Source organism: Streptomyces sp. PH10-H1 (assembly GCF_030063355.1).
Taxonomy (GTDB): Bacteria; Actinomycetota; Actinomycetes; order Streptomycetales; family Streptomycetaceae; genus Actinacidiphila.
In genome coordinates this window covers 24,868-41,587 of sequence record NZ_JASISZ010000038.1, presented here as the reverse complement: position 1 = coordinate 41,587, position 16,720 = coordinate 24,868, and the positions used below count along the sequence as shown (strand labels likewise).

Annotated in this window: 21 protein-coding genes; 14 read left to right on the top strand and 7 right to left on the bottom strand. The window is 69.5% G+C overall.

The window, feature by feature from the left end:
- Positions 1–10 precede the first annotated feature (10 nt).
- From QMK24_RS22595 to QMK24_RS41535, 4 genes are read right to left on the bottom strand one after another with little or no spacing between them, the layout of a single operon-like run.
- On the bottom strand, positions 11–1,237 hold the full coding sequence (locus QMK24_RS22595) for a TrbL/VirB6 family protein (protein WP_283468430.1): 1,227 nt from the start codon (positions 1,235–1,237) through the stop codon (positions 11–13).
- Positions 1,237–1,983: a DUF8175 domain-containg protein gene (locus QMK24_RS22590; protein ID WP_283468429.1), complete on the bottom strand. Its 747-nt coding sequence runs from the start codon at positions 1,981–1,983 to the stop codon at positions 1,237–1,239. Before QMK24_RS22590 ends, QMK24_RS22595 begins: the two co-directional genes overlap by 1 nt.
- A gap of 47 nt (positions 1,984–2,030) precedes the next feature.
- Positions 2,031–2,330, bottom strand: a complete 300-nt coding sequence (locus tag QMK24_RS22585) for a hypothetical protein (RefSeq protein WP_198359146.1) — start codon at positions 2,328–2,330, stop codon at positions 2,031–2,033.
- Positions 2,323–2,943, bottom strand: coding sequence for a DUF6668 family protein (locus tag QMK24_RS41535; protein WP_349307914.1), 621 nt, complete (start codon positions 2,941–2,943; stop codon positions 2,323–2,325). Before QMK24_RS41535 ends, QMK24_RS22585 begins: the two co-directional genes overlap by 8 nt.
- Before the next feature lie 165 nt (positions 2,944–3,108).
- On the opposite strand from QMK24_RS41535, the gene QMK24_RS22575 reads away from it, so the two are divergent.
- From QMK24_RS22575 to QMK24_RS22560, 4 genes are read left to right on the top strand one after another with little or no spacing between them, the layout of a single operon-like run.
- A complete protein-coding gene (locus tag QMK24_RS22575) occupies positions 3,109–3,477 on the top strand; it encodes a helix-turn-helix domain-containing protein (RefSeq protein ID WP_198359144.1) in 369 nt (122 codons plus the stop codon).
- A 7-nt stretch (positions 3,478–3,484) separates the two neighbouring features.
- Positions 3,485–4,531, top strand: a complete 1,047-nt coding sequence (locus tag QMK24_RS22570) for a C40 family peptidase (RefSeq protein ID WP_283468426.1) — start codon at positions 3,485–3,487, stop codon at positions 4,529–4,531.
- Positions 4,528–5,190, top strand: a complete 663-nt coding sequence (locus tag QMK24_RS22565) for a hypothetical protein (RefSeq protein WP_283468424.1) — start codon at positions 4,528–4,530, stop codon at positions 5,188–5,190. Before QMK24_RS22570 ends, QMK24_RS22565 begins: the two co-directional genes overlap by 4 nt.
- 13 nt (positions 5,191–5,203) lie before the next feature.
- Positions 5,204–6,205, top strand: a complete 1,002-nt coding sequence (locus QMK24_RS22560) for a hypothetical protein (protein WP_198359141.1) — start codon at positions 5,204–5,206, stop codon at positions 6,203–6,205.
- Between the two features lie 59 nt (positions 6,206–6,264).
- On the opposite strand, the gene QMK24_RS22555 is transcribed toward QMK24_RS22560, so the two are convergent.
- On the bottom strand, positions 6,265–6,486 hold the full coding sequence (locus QMK24_RS22555; protein ID WP_198359140.1) for a hypothetical protein: 222 nt from the start codon (positions 6,484–6,486) through the stop codon (positions 6,265–6,267).
- A 316-nt stretch (positions 6,487–6,802) separates the two neighbouring features.
- On the opposite strand from QMK24_RS22555, the gene QMK24_RS22550 reads away from it, so the two are divergent.
- From QMK24_RS22550 to QMK24_RS22535, 4 genes are all read left to right on the top strand, one after another.
- Positions 6,803–7,510, top strand: a complete 708-nt coding sequence (locus tag QMK24_RS22550; RefSeq protein WP_198359139.1) for a P-loop NTPase family protein — start codon at positions 6,803–6,805, stop codon at positions 7,508–7,510.
- A complete protein-coding gene (locus QMK24_RS22545) occupies positions 7,507–8,019 on the top strand; it encodes a hypothetical protein (protein ID WP_283468420.1) in 513 nt (170 codons plus the stop codon). The genes QMK24_RS22550 and QMK24_RS22545 overlap by 4 nt, the downstream gene beginning before the upstream one ends.
- Before the next feature lie 161 nt (positions 8,020–8,180).
- The gene (locus QMK24_RS22540) at positions 8,181–9,611 is read left to right on the top strand and encodes a hypothetical protein (protein WP_283468419.1); all 1,431 of its coding nucleotides are present in this window, start codon (positions 8,181–8,183) and stop codon (positions 9,609–9,611) included.
- 184 nt (positions 9,612–9,795) lie between these two features.
- Positions 9,796–10,704 (top strand): hypothetical protein, encoded by a 909-nt coding sequence (locus tag QMK24_RS22535; RefSeq protein WP_198359197.1) that lies wholly within the window; start codon positions 9,796–9,798, stop codon positions 10,702–10,704.
- Between the two features lie 65 nt (positions 10,705–10,769).
- Here the strand turns inward: QMK24_RS22535 and QMK24_RS22530 are convergent, their stop codons facing one another.
- Complete coding sequence (locus QMK24_RS22530) at positions 10,770–10,994, bottom strand: DUF397 domain-containing protein (protein WP_198359196.1); 225 nt, start codon at positions 10,992–10,994, stop codon at positions 10,770–10,772.
- Positions 10,994–11,860: a helix-turn-helix domain-containing protein gene (locus QMK24_RS22525; RefSeq protein WP_198359195.1), complete on the bottom strand. Its 867-nt coding sequence runs from the start codon at positions 11,858–11,860 to the stop codon at positions 10,994–10,996. Before QMK24_RS22525 ends, QMK24_RS22530 begins: the two co-directional genes overlap by 1 nt.
- A gap of 253 nt (positions 11,861–12,113) precedes the next feature.
- On the opposite strand from QMK24_RS22525, the gene QMK24_RS22520 reads away from it, so the two are divergent.
- The 6 genes from QMK24_RS22520 (at position 12,114) to QMK24_RS22495 (ending at position 16,489) form a co-directional block, all read left to right on the top strand.
- On the top strand, positions 12,114–12,812 hold the full coding sequence (locus QMK24_RS22520) for a bifunctional DNA primase/polymerase (protein WP_283468415.1): 699 nt from the start codon (positions 12,114–12,116) through the stop codon (positions 12,810–12,812).
- Positions 12,813–12,872: 60 nt separating this feature from the next.
- Positions 12,873–13,379, top strand: coding sequence for an ATP-binding protein (locus QMK24_RS22515; RefSeq protein ID WP_198359193.1), 507 nt, complete (start codon positions 12,873–12,875; stop codon positions 13,377–13,379).
- Entirely contained in the window at positions 13,373–13,744 is a 372-nt protein-coding gene (locus tag QMK24_RS22510; RefSeq protein ID WP_283468411.1) for a hypothetical protein, read from the top strand. Before QMK24_RS22515 ends, QMK24_RS22510 begins: the two co-directional genes overlap by 7 nt.
- Positions 13,745–14,091: 347 nt before the next feature.
- The gene (locus tag QMK24_RS22505) at positions 14,092–14,373 is read left to right on the top strand and encodes a putative ATP-grasp-modified RiPP (RefSeq protein ID WP_198359191.1); all 282 of its coding nucleotides are present in this window, start codon (positions 14,092–14,094) and stop codon (positions 14,371–14,373) included.
- A complete protein-coding gene (locus QMK24_RS22500; protein ID WP_198359190.1) occupies positions 14,370–15,335 on the top strand; it encodes an MvdC/MvdD family ATP grasp protein in 966 nt (321 codons plus the stop codon). The genes QMK24_RS22505 and QMK24_RS22500 overlap by 4 nt, the downstream gene beginning before the upstream one ends.
- Positions 15,332–16,489 carry a methyltransferase domain-containing protein gene (locus tag QMK24_RS22495; protein WP_198359189.1) on the top strand — a complete coding sequence of 386 codons (1,158 nt, stop codon included), beginning with the start codon at positions 15,332–15,334 and terminating at the stop codon, positions 16,487–16,489. The genes QMK24_RS22500 and QMK24_RS22495 overlap by 4 nt, the downstream gene beginning before the upstream one ends.
- Positions 16,490–16,720: the final 231 nt, after the last annotated feature.

The window sequence follows — 16,720 nt, the reverse complement described above, 5'->3', positions numbered from 1 at the left end:
GTGGACACCGTCAGGACGACGGTTTGGGCATGCGCTGGTCGGGCGGATTGGGCGGCGGTGTCCGGTGAGGCTGCTGATCCGGCGGCGCCTGCCGAGGCTTCTGGTCCGGTGGGGAGGTGTTCGGCGGATTGCGCGGCGGGTCAGGCTGCTGACCATTGCCCGGCGGTGTTCGGGGAGCGTCCGGAGGATTGCCCGACCCGCTCGCGGCCTTCGCCTTCTTGCCCGCCTCACCGGCGACCGCCGCACCCCGCATCTGCGGGACGGCCTTCGCTCCGGTGGCGATGGCCTGGCCCGCGCCGGAGATGACCGCTCCCCCGCCGCCGCCGGCGGAGGCGACCGCCTCGACCATCGGCGTCACGAACCGCATGAGCGCGGGAAGCGTGAAGATGGCCAGGATCATGAGCACGACGCCGGACAGCTGCGTGACGAGGTCGGTGTTTTTGGTCTGGCCGATGGAGGAGAAGGCCGCCGCGTACACGATCGCGGCCACCGGTTTGTAGAGGATGAAGGCGAGCAACCAGCCCACCGACTTCTGGAACCAGGCCTTGCCAGCGGGGGTGGAACTCGCGGCGGCCGACAACGGGAGCGTCCCGGCCAGCACGATGAGCATCGCGGTGCGGCACAGCATCAGCATGATCTGAATCAGGCTGCTGGCCAGCAGCAGGAGGGCGATGACCAGCAACATTCCGGGGTTGGTCTTGGCGGTGAACGCCGTCATCGCCCCGATCTTTGCGTTGAAGGCGCTCGCGCAGGCGTCGGAGCCCGTGCCCGGGTTAGGGCACTGGGTGGACTTGTCGATGATCCAGCTACTGAACTGGTCGCCCGCCGAGGTGAGCAGGGCCACGATACTGACGGCACCGCCGGAGACGATGCTCAACCGGATCAGCCCAGCCACCGCATCTTTGGCTGGTTCTCCGCGCCGTTCCCAGGCCATGCGGCCAGCGGCCAGCAGCAGACAGAGCACGGCGATGAAACCCACCAGCCAACTGAGCTGTGTTTGCATCCAGGCCACGGGGCCGAGCGCGTGCCCCTGCTCGTCGCCGATGTCGGGCGTCGGGATCTTCACCCACGCGGTCGTCATGGCCTGCACCGTCTGCCCGGCGGCTTCCGCGAACCACTTGACGATGTTCTCGAACGCGGAGTCGCCGATGTCCTTCAGACCACTACCGATGACGTCGATGGCGATGCAAGGACCCGTGGTAGGCGGGAACCACTGTCCGACGTCGCAGAAACCCATCAGACACCTGCCCAGACGATGTAGTCGGCCAGCGAGGTGACGGCGGTGGCCCCGGCACCGTTCGCCGCGATCTCCAGCTTCCAGTCACCGTGATCCCAGATCATCGGCACCGTGACGACCTGCATCTGACCGGTGGGGAACCGCCACACCTGCTGAATCACGGCGGTGTCGGCGCTGTAGGTCACGAATTTGAACGCGGCGAGCTGCCCGTGGTCCGACGGATTGTTGGTGACGGGCCCTGAGGAGGCCTCAGCCGCGGTCCGCGTGGTGACGTACTTGGTGCGGCCATCGCCAACGGTCTGCTTCTCCGTCACCGTCCGCCAGTCCGGGGCGACGATGAACCGGGTGTTGATCTGGGCGGACGCGAGCAGGGCGCCGGTGGGGGTGTGCGCATAGCACCGGGTCACGTCCCCCTCGGTGACAGCCGGACCGGCCGTCTTGGACGTCGGCAGCGCCACCGTCTGAAAGAGCGTCCATTCCACGCCGGCGGGAGCGGTGGTGGGAACGCGCGTATCGGTGTCGGCCAGCGCCGGGCAGGAGCCATCGGCCGGCGCGCCGGTAGGCGCAACCCCGGCCGTGGTGGTGGGCGAGGGGGCCGGGGCCGCGTCGGTGCTGTCATCCCCGCTCGACAGCAGGACAGCGGCCAGCAAGCCGCCCACGCAGGCCATGAAACCGGCCGAGATGATGAACCAGGTCCGGGTGAACGGGCCACGGGTTTCGGTGGACGACTGATCGGTGTTGGTCATGCTGTCCCCCAGTGCGGACGGTGGCGGTCGGTGACGGGCCGATCAGCTCAGACCCACAGGGTGCCGACGATTGCGGATGCGGACCCGGCGATGATGCACGCGGCCCCGACCATGCCCAGTGCGCGGGCGTGCTCGCCGCCCTCGCCGCGGTTGTGGGCCATCGCCATCTTTCCGGCGACGATCAGGACGCCCGCGACGCAGGCGAGAGTGACGCCCCAGGCAACCCACCCGAGGATCGTGAGCAACTTTTGCGCGAACGGCGGCTCGCCGCCCTGTCCCGGGTTGGGGATGGCAAGAGTGGTGAGGTGGTGCGCGGCGTCAGTGGCCGCAAAGACCAGGTCAGACATGACGGCTTCCCGAGGGTGAGGCGAGGCTTTGCAGCTCGCGCGACAGGACGGTGAGTTGGCGGGGAGAGTGATCGGTGGGCGGCTCGCCGCAGCGCCATTCCTCCACCCACGGCACGTCCCACGTGCGGGGTGCACCACCGGAGACCAGGCGCCGCAGGTCGCGTAGCGCCTTGGGCAGCCGGCCCGGGGCATCGGCGACGAGCACCAGGCCGAGCAGCGTCACGCCGGGCACGGCGCCGGAGGCCCATTGCTGGATGGCCCGTTGGGCTGCCTGCAGACCGATGGCATGGGTGCGCGCGGTCAGGACGACCGGCACCGGGCCGCCGCCTTGGACCACAGGCCAGGCTCGATGGGCATCACGGCCGCCGGGTACGGCGTACTCCAGCGTGCTGACGGCAGAGCCGCCGTGGCAGCCCAGCCACCACCACGCGCCGGACGGTGCGGGGTGGACGTAGGCGATGTTCAGGGCCGTGGGCGGAGGCGGAACTCCCGGGCCCTGCGGCTGAGCCGGGCCGGATGGACGTACGGGCGCAACCGTTTGCAGTCGCGAACTGTCCGGAGTAGTACGGGTGTCTGTCGGTACCCAGGGATTGACTGGTGTCTCGGCGGTCACGGCTCCCCCTCCATTCCTCTCCGTAGCATGTCATGAGTGTATCTGTAACGTCGAGTGGCGTCATGTGAGTTGAAAAACCGTCAGCTCGGTACGTGAAGCGCTAACCTTGGTCGAGTTAGGTCATCTTGAGGTCCGGGGGGCTGTCAATGATTAGGATGCGTCGCCATGATCGATGGAGTCGATGGCGGGCTGCTGAGTGGGTATCCGGACGTGCTGACGCTGGAGGAAGTCGCCGGGATATTGCGACTGCAACCGCGCCAGGCACGAACCCTCGCCGCCAAGGGGAAGATCGCCAACGCGTTCAAGGTCGGCGGGGTGTGGCGGTTCCACAACGTCGGCGAGCTGTTGAGCGGGTATCCGGATGTGCTGACGCTGGAGGAAGTCGCGGGGGTCCTGCGGATCAAGCCGCGCCATGTGCGGACCCTCGCCGCCAAGAGAGGGCTAGCCGACGCGTTCAAGGTCGGTGGCCTATGGCGGTTCAGCAGATCCGCTCTCGTTGCCCTGATCGCCGGGGAAGGCAGCCCGCAGACCTGAGGACCGCATGAGCGGCACCACCGGCCAAGTCGCCGCCGTCGGCGCCGTGGCGGCGGCGGCCGCAGTCGCCGGCCTATTCGTGTTCAGCCTGGCGATCGTCGGCGCTACCAGTCAGGAGGACGACGACAAGAACCCCGACATCGGCAACGGCATCGGCGACGCCCTCAACATCCACAGCGTGAAGGCCGAGTACGTGCCGTGGGTGATCGCAGCGGGAAAGTTGTGCCCGGCGGTGAAAGCGCCGGTCATCGCCGCGCAGATCGAGGCGGAGTCCAATTGGGACCCGCGGGCGGTCAGCGGTGTGGGCGCCCAGGGCATGAGCCAGTTCATGCCCGGGACCTGGGCGACGTACGGCGTCGACGCCGACAAGGACGGCAAGGCGGACCCGTTCACCCCGGCTGACGCGATCATGACGCAGGGCCGGTACGACTGCCAGCTCGCGAAAGAGATCGCGGGGTACAAGGGCGTGACGGGCGACCCCACGGAACTCATGCTCGCGGGGTACAACGCCGGGCCCGGCGCGGTCCAGCAGGCCCACGGCATCCCCCCGTTCCCCGAGACCCAGCAGTACGTCAAGCGCATCATGTCGCTGGTCCCCAAGTACTCCGACCTGACAGCCATCGACGTCTCCACCCCGTTCGGGCAACGAGTCGTGGCAGCAGGGAAGAAGTGGCTCGGTACCCCGTACTCGTGGGGCGGCGGCACCGTGGACGGGCCCAGCCGCGGATTCGCCCAGGGATCCGGAACCGTCGGCTTCGACTGCAGCTCCCTCGTGCAATACGCCGTCTTCCACGCGTCGGGCGGCAAGACCATGCTGCCCCGTACCTCGCAGGCGCAGGCGGCCGTTGGAACGGCAGTCAAGACCGGTGACCTGCGGCCGGGCGACGTGATCGCGTTCGCGCTGCACGGTGGCACCGACTACGACCACATCGGTATCTACATCGGCGACCGCAAGTTCCTGCACGCCCCGAAGACGGGCGACGTCGTCAAGATTTCCTCTCTGGACGACCCGTACTACACGGGCGTCCCCCAGACCGTCAGGCGGTTCGGATGACCAGGCCCCGCACCCCAAGGACACTCGCGGTCACGGCCGCCGTGGCGACCGCCATTCTGGCCGGCGGCTGCTCGCACGACAGTACCGACGACCGGCCGAGCCCTGCCCCGACCCACGCCGCCATCACCACCGCACCGGCCGGGACCGGGCCCTACCCGGACCCCACCGGGTCTCCCACCGTCCAGCCGCTGCCGTCCGCCACCACCGGCACCCCGCACGGCGGGATCCCCGTCCCGGCCAGTGTCGACCAGCGCGACGCCACCGACGTGAGCAAGGGCGCGCTGACCGTGATGTGGACCTATGACACCGCGTTGGACGTCTCCACCCACGACGCGAGCGTGCGCGCGGCCGTCGCCGGGTGGCTGACGCCCGAGTACGCCGGCCTGTTGAAGGCGCACAAACCCCAGACCGACCCCGGCGCCCAGTGGCACGAGTGGGCCAAGCACCGCGCCTACACCACCGTCTCGCTCGCCCGTACCGAAGACGCCGCCCGCCCCGTCGACACCAGCGCGCACGCCTGGCGCCAGTGGACGATCACCACCACGCCACACGGCCGCGACGCGTGGACCGGCAAACCCACTACCGACGTCGCCTATGTGGAGCTGATCCGCACCGCGGACGGCCAGCCCTGGCACGTATCCGCCGTCACCATCCAGTGAGAGGAGCCCCGCCGTGCCGAAACCCACCGCTGACCAGGTCCCCGCCTGGCCCTGCTACCAGCTCACCGCCGCCGACGATGGCACCGTGACCCTCTCCGGGCCGCTCACCGGCCCCGGCCCCTACCCGGGCCGGGCCGAGGCCGTCGCCGCGGTGGCGGCCGCCATCACTGGCGCTGAACTCCCCCGCCCCGTCCGCGCACAGGCCACCGACGCGGACGGCACCGTCTGGCCACTGATCATCAGCCCCACCGGTGAGGTGAGCGAGGCCGGGGACGGCCGTCGCACGAAAACCACCAAGCGCGGGAAGAGGGGACGGGTGGAGCGACCGCGCACAGCCACGCCGGGCACCCCGCCGCCCGCACCCATCGCCGTCACTCCCCCGGAGCCCACCCCCGTACCGCAGCTGGTCCCCGGATACGCCCCATCCCTCAGCACGCCGCCGGAGCCAGCCCCGAAGCCGGTCGCCCCGGAACCCGCCCCGCCCCGGACCGCCACACCTGACACGACGCCAGCAGCCCCCCAGCTCAGCGCCCCTGCCGTCCGCTCGATCCCGGACCCGCGCGTACCCGCTCCTGCGACATACCTACGGATCCGGGCAGCCGTCGAGGCCGGAGCGTTCGCCCGAGCCCTTGCCCTAGCTGCAGAGCTCGACGAATCCGCGACCCGCGTGCATGGACCCAGCCACCCCGCCGCTCTCGGCGCCCGCGAAACCCGTGCTCACGTCGCCGCCGAGAGCGGACAGCTCGCGGCCGCCGTCGTGATGTACGCCGAGGTAGCCGAACGCTGGTCGTACAAGAAGGACAACGCTGCCGCACATGAGGCGGCCAAGCGTGCACACGCACTCTGGCTCACGATCCAGAACCCGGACGAAGCCGCAGCGGTTGGCGCCGCTGTTCTGCGCATGCGCCAGATCATCCCCGGCGAGAAGAACACGGCCTACCTGCACGCACAACGGCACCTCAAGGAACTGGATGCTGCCACCCGCGACAGCACCGCAGTCCCTCAGCAGCGATAGGCCAGAACACCAGCGGGGCCCGGGAGAACTCCCGGGCCCCGCTGGCATTCACGCGGTGCTTACGCGGCGCCGGCCCCCAGCACCGTTCCGGCCGCGTACCGGTCGACGAACACGTCATCGCCGAGAGCTGACAGATCCCGCACCGGATCTCCTGTGTCCCCGTACAGCGCCGCCAGGCCCGCCACCACCCCCGGCTCAAGCCGCATCACACGCACGCGGTTAGCCGCCGCCGCATCGGCCTGCAGCGCGTCCCGCTCGGTCCAGCACTCCCCTACGCTCATTCCAGATCCTCCAAACAGGATCAAGGCCCCCGGCGCGTCAACGCCGATCAGGGCCGAACTTGAGGGGCCGGGCCGTCGGAAGCCCGGTCCCTCTCTTGCGTCCAAAGCTAAGTTCAAGACTCTTGAACTTAGGCTGAACCATACTCCCTAAGTCTTGAACTTCAAGACTTAGGGAGTATGGTTCTTTGCGTGTCGCGTTGTTCGGATGTTCAAGCCTCTTGTGTACTCGGTACCGTGGGCTCAGCGGCGGCTTGTGGCGCCACAAGGCTGTAACTCTTGAACATCAAGAGTTGGGAAGTTCAGGAAGGCCGTGAGTATGGAACATCAAGAGTCTTGGATTGCGCCGCCCCGAGATGACGGACCGTTGGTTGTCTCTGTGTGGGGAGGCAAGGGCGGAATCACAAAGTCCACGGTCGCCTTCCTGTCCGCGTACATGCTCGGGCAGCTGGGCCCGACCTTGCTGATCAATGCCGACAGCAAGCAGACGGACGGGGGAGTGACCGAGATGGCCCAGAACCTCGCGGTCCCCATCCCGTTCGAGCTGACCGAGAGCGATGATCCAGCCGAACTTCACAGCGTGCGACAGATGACGCAGTTCCGATACGTCGTGACCGACAACGGTCCTCACCGTGACCTGGAGAAGATCCGAGCGGCGGCGGACGGAGACCTGACGATCGTTCCTCTTATGCCGGAGCGATCGGTAAGCAAGGCCGTGATGGGGAGCATCCGCGACCACCTGTCGCCGATGGGGGCCAACTACCGGATCTTGTTGAGCAAAGTGGAGTACACCTCGCTCGGTCGGGCGAGGCAGACCAAGACCAGTCTGCGTGACCTTGGGTTGCCGGTATTTGACACGTGGCTCCGCAAATACGGGGCTCACGAGATGCTCGACGGCCAGCCGGTCTTCCTGAGCCAGGAGCTCAACGCCTACAAGGCCGCAGCGGACGCTTACGCCATGGGCGATGAACTGCTTGCCGCGCTTGGCGAGCCGTACAAGGTCATTCGGCTCGGTGCACCGGCATGAGCGAGATCAACAGGCCGAAGCAGTTCGCGGATTTGGTGGCGGCCGCCGGCAAGGATATTGCTCCACCCGATCCCGACGCGCGGAAAGACCGCCAGCTTAGGGAAGCGGCCGAGAGGGCGGCAGCGGAGAAGGCGGCCGCGGACCAAGCAGCGGCCGAGAGGGCGGCAGCGGAGAAGGCGGCCGCGGACCAAGCAGCGGCCGAGAGGGCGGCAGCCGACGAGCCAGCTCGCGGCCGCGTGAAATTGGCGGACACCGTACGGCCCAAGTACGCGAAGATCCGGCCGGATCAGTGGGGCGCTCTTGACCGCATCGCGCGGGAGCTGATGGACGCCAGAACTCGGATCGGCGGCCCGCGGATCACCTCGAACACGCTCATCCGGATTGCGATTGACGCGCTCGTGGCCACGGAGGGATCACTCACTGGCAACCACGAGACAGAAGTACGAGCCCGGTACTTCAAGGAACTTGGGATCCGGAACTCTCAGATCCCCGGAGATCAAGACTCTTGAAGTCTTGAAGTTCAAAGTGAGCGACCCCGGACGCCTCCACAGCAAACCCGGGGCCGCCACTCACTACGAGGAGGGACACTCCCCATGCACTACGGTACGGCCCGAAATGCCGCCCGAGCCACAGCCGCCCAGAATGACCGGAAGTCCGTCGGGGGCGCCCGATGAGTGCACTGACCAGCGCCGCCGCGTGGGTACAGCAGTACCCCGTCCTCAGCCTTGCCGGGGCTGCGGTCGCCGTCGTCCTTCCCCTTCTGGCCGTCCTCAGCCTCAGGGGCCGGGACAAGACGGAGCAGCGCAAGTTCTCCGCCGGTACGATCGCGGCCGCAGTCGCGTTCCTGGTCTGCACCTCCGTCAGCCTCAACACCAGCTATCGGTTCACCTTGGACGGGCTCGATATGCAGGGGACGGCCGAGCGGCTGCTGTCCTGCGCGGCGTTCGAGTCCCTGATTGCGATGTGCGTACTCGGTGCCCGCGAGCGTCTGGCGAGCAAGGCCGGATCACCCGGTTGGTACGGCAGCGCGGTTTGGATCTTCGCGGGCCTGTCGGCGGTCCCGGCCTGGCACGAGGGCGGGGGACTGGGAACCGGCACGATCGTCCGCATCATCGTCGGCTCCTTCGGTGCCGCCCTGTCGGCACACGCCGCACTCGGTCTCGAACTGCGGCACCGGTCGGGTGATGAGTCCCAGTCCCCGATGGCACAGATCGCGCGTGATCTGCGCGAGCGGCTGATGTCGCTGCTGGGCCTGTCGCAGCGCAACCGGACCGCCCAGGAGATCACCAGGGACCGGGCCCTGTCCCGGGCGGTGGTCCTGGCGGACCGGTACGACCGCATCACGGATGCCGACCTGGAGAAGCGGGGCGCCCGGCGGCTCAGCGCGAGACTGGCGAACGCCATGGACGGGGCCGGCATCGCCGACGACCCCGACCGGCACCGCGAGTTCACGGCGCGGCTGGCCCTGCGCCGATCCACCCGCAGCCTGCGGGAGCTCACCCTTTCCTCACCGTGGGACACGGCCGACGACGCGGCACAGACGGCCGGCCTGGACGCCATGGGCGAGCAGATCCGGCACATCGAGGCACTGGCCGACGAGACCGAACGGGCGGTACTGGCACACCGTCCGGGCGCGCACACTGCACCGTCCGGCGCCCCCGGCACACCGGCACACACCACGGCCGCCGTAGCCGTCGGCACAATCGACGCCAGCGCGGCCGAGTGTGTCGACGACGCCGAGGCATACGAGGACATCCCGGAGCAGGCGTCCGGGAAGGCGGCGGCGGCACACGGTGTGCCGAGTGCGCGGGTGACCGCGCGTGTGCCGGATCAGCCCGGCCAGGAGCGGCACACATTCGCTCCGGAGGACACGGCACATGGCCTGGACCTCAGGGGCTACGCGACCAAGCGGGCCGCCCTGGAAGCCCTGTACGCGGTGCGTGTGCGGGCCGGGGATCAGCGGACGACCAACGCCATCACCGAGAACCTGTTGGCGGAGATGGCACAGGCCGGCATCACCCTCGATCGCGGGTCCGCGTGCCGAGCCATCGGCGAACTGCGCGGCACAAGGTCTGTACGCCGGGTCTCCGCCGCCGCGTGACCGGCACATCCGGGGGGCGGATCAGCGGTCCGCCCCCCGGCCCCGCCTGGCACACCGGGTGTGCCGATGACCGGAGATCGAAGGGACCACGATGACGACCAGGACGAGGATCAGCACACCGGCCGCGTTAGTACCGGCACCGCGGAACAGCGCCGACGTGCCACCAGTGCGGACTGTGCCGCCTGTGCCACCGGCGGAACGTGCCGCCGAGTTCGCCGACCGGTTGGCCGCCGCCGAGGAGCGGGTACGGCGTGCGATGGAACTGCGGTCCGCCGTCGAGGCGGCACACGCCGAGGCGGACCAGGCCCGGGGCGAGGCCGAGCGGGCGCGTGCCGAGGCGGCCACAGCCCAGGAGGAGGCGGCACACTGCCGGGCCCGGACCGAGGCGGCACAGCGACAGGCGGAGGACGCACACCGCGAGGTGGCACAGGCCGTAGAGGAGGCCCGCAGCGCGTGTGCCGCCGCCGACGCGGCACACGCCGAGGCGGTGGCAGCCCGTCAGGAGACGGACGCCGCCCGGCAAGAGGCACACACAGCACAAGAGGCCCAGCGGCTCGCCGAGGGCGCCCGGTCGGCGGCGATGCAGCTCGCCGAGCAGGCACAGCACACGGCCCGCATCGCCCAGAGCGAGGCCGGAACGGTCCGGCAGCAGCTCGCCGAGCTGCGGGAGGCGTACCGCCGGATCGAGACGGCACACAGCGGATGCGACCAGACCCGGCACACGGCCGAGGGCGCCCGGTCGGCGGCGATGCAGCTCGCCGAGCAGGCACAGCACACGGCCCGTACGGCGCACGCCGAGGCGGAGACCGCTAGGCGCGAGAGCGCCGAGGCACACCAGCGCGAGCAGACCGCCGCCGAGCGTGCCGCAGCAAGCGAGCTCCAGGCGCAGGACGACCGGAAGGCGCTCGCCGTGGCACACGGTCAGATCCAGGCGGTACAGACGGCACAGGCCGAAGCCGAGGAGCGGGCCGAGTGTGCCGCACGGGCGTGTGCCGAGGCACATCCCCAGCGGACTGCTCCTGTGCCGGCCAAGCCCACCACGGGCCGCCGGTCGGTCGTGGGGGGCACGAAGAGGCGCGGCAAGCGCCGGTGACGTACCAGCTTGAGTACCGACGAAGGGGCCGACCCGTCCGGGTCGGCCCCTTCTGCTCTCTGGGCTCAAGCGTCGAGGTGGCCGGCTTTCACGGCGGCGATGAAGCTTGCGAAGTCGCCGGCCGTGAAGGCGAGGGCCGGGCCGCCGGTGTCCTTGGAATCCCGGACGCCCACGACGCCGCCAGGCGCTAGAGCGATCTCGATGCATTCGCCGTTGGCACTGCTGGCGGTGGACTTGAACCAGTTCAGGGACGCGGGGTCTGTAATGGTGGGCGGGGTTCGGGGGGTCATCACTGTGTCTCCTTTGCGGCGATGAGGTCACGCAGCAACGCTGCGGATTCGTACTCATCGAGGGCGACCGCTCTCATACGGTCGAAATCATGGATCAGTTGTCGAACCGGTTCATCCCGCTCGACGAACAGCGCCCCGCCTCGCCCGTCCACGTACCCGACCCGCGGGTCGGACGGCCCGAATTCCAGGATCGAGAACGATCCGGCGAGGCCAGGATGCGCGCCCTTGGCGAGCGGACATACCTGAATGGTGATGTTGGGTCGCTCCGCCGCCGCGATCAGCGCCTGTACCTGCGCACGCATCACATCCGGGCCACCGACCGGGCGCAGTAGCGCGCCTTCGTCGATGACCGCCCAGACGTCCAGTGCATCAGGACCGTCGGCAAGGCGTGCTTGGCGCTGCATACGGACGTGTACCAGACGATCGACGTCAGCAGACTGCCGGCGAGCGTCGGAGAGCACAGCACGGGCGTAATCCTCGGTTTGGAGGAGGCCCGGGACGAAGCCCAGTTGCCAGGTCTGCACGCTGCGGGCGTCGGACTCCAGGCCCACGTACACGCCATGTCCGGACGGCAGGACTTGTTCGTACTCCGCCTGCTCCCACCAGCCGGTTTCCGCCGCCTGGCGGTGGATCAGAAGCAGCTGATTCCGGGCTTCATCGTCGGTGACCTTGTACAGATCGAGCAGGCTTCGCAGCTCAATCGCTTTGGCCAGGCCCTTGCCCTTTTCCAGGCGAGAGATTTTGGAGGTGGAGCACTCCAGGTGCCGAGCTGCCGCCGCCTGATCCAGATTGGCCGCCTCGCGCAGCCGCCGCAGTTCGCTACCCAGGCGGCGGCGCCGGACCGTTGGACCGCCCATTTCGCTCATCTGCCGCCCCCTTCGCCGCACCGGTCGTCGTGATGGATTTGCCGGTTGCAAGTCTGCCTCATCCCCAACACCCCGGTCAGCCATGGTCACATCGCCCTTCCGCCCAGTTCTGAGGAGTGAAATCTAGTGATGCACTTGTCTCATGGGATTGCATGACACATTCTAGGAGGGAATCCCGTCACGGGATGTAGCGAGCCGGTCGCGCAATGATCAACGGCCGACGGCCCGCGGAACCCATCAAGGGAGTGCGGACATGTCGCCCATCAGCCGAGGAGCCCAGGACTTAGCCGGCCTGCGATCAAACCCCCGCCGCCGTCTGATGCAGGTTCAGCGGCCTCACGGCAATGACGAGTTCCGCCACCGGGCGGAGGAAGCCCGGTCGTGGGCGGGCCGGTACGCCTCGTATGGATGGCAGGTCACGCCGAGCTGTAATGGCCGCCGGGGCCAGGCGCCGGACGGCCTGTCTCTGCCCCCGTTTCCGTGCCCCCTCCAGGACCTGCATCCCGAGGACTCGCACCGGTGGGAGAAGGAGGCCACCACCAACCCGTACGCCCTGGACGTCCTGTGGGCCGAGCGGGCGGCGTACGGGGTGATCGCACGCGGCGGCGGGACGGCGGTCATCGCCTCAGTAGTGGTTGACGGCCTCACCTGCGATGAAGTGAACGAGCGGCTGGCCGGGGTCGGCATCATCGCTCCCGTCCTGCGTACGGCGACCGTGCGCGAGTTCCGCGTCATCGGGGAACGGGCCACGGTCCTGATCAGCAACGCGCCGCAGCCGCAGCCGCTCCCGCAGGTGCACGGGGTCACCGTCCAGGAATGGCCCCATCCCGTCCCGCTACCCGGCGCGGCCGCGGGCGGACACGTCGAATGGGCCCAGGAGCCCGCCCCTGAGATCCCGCTGCCGCAGGCCGCCGCTGTGATGGTCGCGCTCCGGCCGCCGCCCCGTCCCTGACCCCGCACACGCGCGGTCGAGACGCCCGCGCACGGCACCGCACCCGAGGAGGCCGGGCCCATGACGCCGCCCGCCGCACCCCACGAACTCGGCACCACCCTGCCCGTCGTGCACGATCAACCCCGGCCCCGCCGACGGAGGCGCCCGTCGTCAGCATGTGCCGGCCTGATCCTTCCGCGCGCGACCACCTCACCGGGGCGGGCCCGCCAGCACATCCGGGCGGCGTTGGCCGAGTGGCTGGTCGACGAGGTCGACGCCCGAGGCTGCGAACTGATCGTCAGCGAGCTGGTGACCAACGCGGTCGACCACACCGACACGCCGCTCATCCGCGTGATCTGCCGGTTGCTGGACGATGTGGTGACGCTGACCGTCGCCGCCGAGCGGTCCCACCCGGGCGAGATCCAGGCAACTCGACCGGAGGACGGAGACGACCACGGCCGGGGACTGCTCATCGTGCAGATCACCGCGGACCGGTGGGGAGTGCGTCAGATCGTCGGCGACGGTGTGGCTGTAGCCATCTGGGCGGAGTGCACGGTGTCCGCTCACCGGCAGGGGGCAGCGTGCTGACGCGGACCCACAGCCGGGACGAACGCCGGACACTCATCCTCACTCTGCCGGCACCCGGCACCTACCGGGGCTCGCATGACGCCGTGTCAACGACCGGCAGGCCGATCAAATGCGCACGTCAGGCACTGGACACGCCTCAGGACGCCCTGCGGTGGCTCCTCGACCGGCTCGACCGGATCGCCGCCCAGGCCGATCCCCCGCAGGCCCATCCCATCCGGGGCTGGATCGACGACCCGGGGCAACACAGCACCGTGCTACGGGCCCTTGTCGCTGGCGAAGACGTCGCGGTGTCGCTCTCGCCGGACGGAGACGCGCTTCACCACGTGCTCACCCTCCAACAACCCGCCAACCGGAACGAGGACTGATGTTTGCCATCCAGCCGCCACCCTGCCCCCTGCCAGAACCGGCCGCATCCACGCCCGAGCCCGAGGCGGCACGGTCCGGTGACGAACCCGCCACCCCCGTGGCGTCGGGAACCAACGGATCCCTCCAGCGGCGTGCGGACTGATCCTCACCCCTCCAGCCCCCGTCCCGCCGCCGGCCTCCGGCCCGGCGGGACGGGATGCCGGGGACACCTACCGCCGGCACCGCCTCCCGCCGAGCGCGCGGTGACCCCGCAGCCGCTGCCCGCCCCTCACACCCCCGTTGGGGGCGGGCAGCGGCCCCGATCCACCCGGCAGCACATCCCATCACCCAGGACCAAGGAGATTCCATGCGGATCGCAGCACCCTTCCCACTCCAGACACCGGCCCCCGTCGGAGCCAGGCCCGGCCCCGTACGGCCCTACGCCGTCACCGGCGCCCGCCTCCAAACGGCCGACCCCCAGGCGGTGCCCGACCCCCGGCCGGTGTACGACCCGCGAACCCAGACCGCCGCGTACGCCGACGGGACCCCGTTGACGGCGATGGCGACGAGCAAGAAAACCAACCCCGATGGAGACACCAAAAATCCGCCGCAGCACGACGAGGGCGCCGACCCGGGCGTATTCGAATGAGGACCGTCCTGGTAGTCGACGGCCCCCATGAGGCCGCCACCGACTTAATCGTGCAGGCCCTGACCGACCGGGCTGTGCCCGCTTTCCGCATGGACACCGCGCAGTTCCCGGCCGAGGTGGAGCTCAGCGCCCACCACCGCGGCGGACCCGCAGCGGGCCCGTGGGAAGGCCGGCTGACCACCGCGTGCCGCAGTGTGGACTTGGCCGACATCGGCGCCGTCTACTGGAATCGGCCGCAGCAGTTCGAGTTCCCCGGGCTGTCCGTCGCGGACGAGCACTGGGCGCGCGGCGCGGCCCGGATCGGGCTCGGCGGTGTCCTGACCGGGCTTCCGGTGCCGTGGATGAATCACCCCAGCCGGGCCGCCGCCGCCGAATTCAAGCCCGAACAACTTCGGGTGGCGGCCGCGGCCGGGTTGGACACCCTGCCCACGCTGGTGACCAACAGCGCCGAGGAAGTCCGCCGGTTCGCCAAGGAGGTCGGAGCCCCGCTCATCACCAAGCCGCTGGGCATCCCGTACATCGCGCACACCGGCCAGGTGGAAACGATGTATACCCGCCGCGTCGACCTGGACGAGCTCGACGGGATCGAGACGAGCGCCCACCTGTTCCAGGAGGAAGTTCAGGACAAGGCCTACGAGGTGCGGGTGATCGTCATCGGCGGCGCCTGTCACGGGGTGAGGATCGACGCCGGTAGCACGGCGGCCGGCCTGGACTGGCGGACCGATTACGACGCGCTGACGTACAGCTCGGTGGCCGTCCCTTGCTCCGTCGCCGCCGCGATCCGCACCTACATGAAATGGATGGGGCTCACGTACGCGGCGCACGATTTCGTTGTCCGGACCGATGGCCGCTGGACGTTCTACGAGGCCAATCCGTCCGGGCAGTTCGCATGGCTGAACGAGAAGGTCGAGTTCCCGTTGGCCGACACGATCGCCGACACCCTGAAAGGGTGGTGCACATGAAGTGGCGGCCGCACGCCCGCACCCTGGCCCGCACCTTGCAGGAGTCCGGTGACCTGCACGGCGGCCACTGGCGGCGGGCGCTGGAGCAGACGCCCCGGCACCGGTTCGTCCCCGTCTACTACCAGAATGGCGGCGGCAGCCCGACCGTGTGGCGCCAGAGGACCGCAGCCGACAAAGAGCACTGGCTCACCCCCATTTACGCGAACACCTCCCTGGTCACGCGCCTGGACCCCGCCACGGCAACACCCGTCGAGGACGGCGGCTGGCATGGGGTGCCCACCGCCTCCAGCACGCAGCCCAGCCTCATGGTGCGGATGCTGGAATCCCTGGACATCGGATTCAAAGACACCGTGCTGGAGATCGGGACCGGCACCGGCTACAACGCCGCGTTGATCGCGCACCGGCTCGCCGGCGCCGACCAGCTCACCACCGCCGACATCGACCCCGAGCTGACCGAGGCAGCCCGGTCCAGGCTGGCCAGCCTGGACCGGCCCACCCCCCAGGTGGTGACCTGCGACGCCAGCACCCAGCAGTGGTCACCGCGATCGTTCGACCGGATCATCGCCACGTGCGCGCTGGACCGCATCGGCCCGGACCTGGCCGCGGCACTCGCGCCCGGCGGCCGGATCATCGCCAACGTGATGCCGCCGCTCAGCTCCGGCCTGGCGGTCCTCCACGCCATCGCAGACGGAAGCCTGCAAGGGACGTTCCATTGTGACGGCGGTTCATTCATGCGCGCCCGACACCACCCCACGGGCTACGACACCCCGGCAACCCAGCGCCCACCGGCGTCCGGACAGGGCGGCCCGGCCGGCATCCCCCTGGAAGCGTTCGACTCCCCTCACTTCCTGTTCCTCCTCGCCGCCCATCTCCCCGGCGTCGATCTCGAATACGGCATCGACGACCAGGACCACGCCACCCGCCGGCTGGTCATGCCGGACGGCTCATGGGCAAAGGCGTCCTACCCGCCGTCCGGGGCGGCGGCCTACCAGCAGGCCGCCGACCCGGACCTATGGACCGTCGCCGAGGCGTCATGGCGCTGGTTCGACCAGCACCAGCGCCCGTCATGGGGGCGATTCGGCCTGACCGTCACCCCGGACGGAACACACCGTGTGTGGTTCGAGGACCCCGGGAGCGTTGTGGCGAAGTTCTGAGCGAGCGCCCCACATGGACCGGCCCCGCTACCTTCTGGCAGCGGGGCCGGTCCATGTGTCCATGTGCCGGAGCGAGACCCGAGCTACTACCGGCCCAGCATGGCCCGGCACGAGCGCGCCATATCCCCGCTGATCTGCCCGTACTGCACGCCCATGGAGCACACCAGACCCGGACGTGTGGCCACGTCAGACCGAGGGCGGGCCGCCGGCGCAGCGGTGTGCGCTACCCGG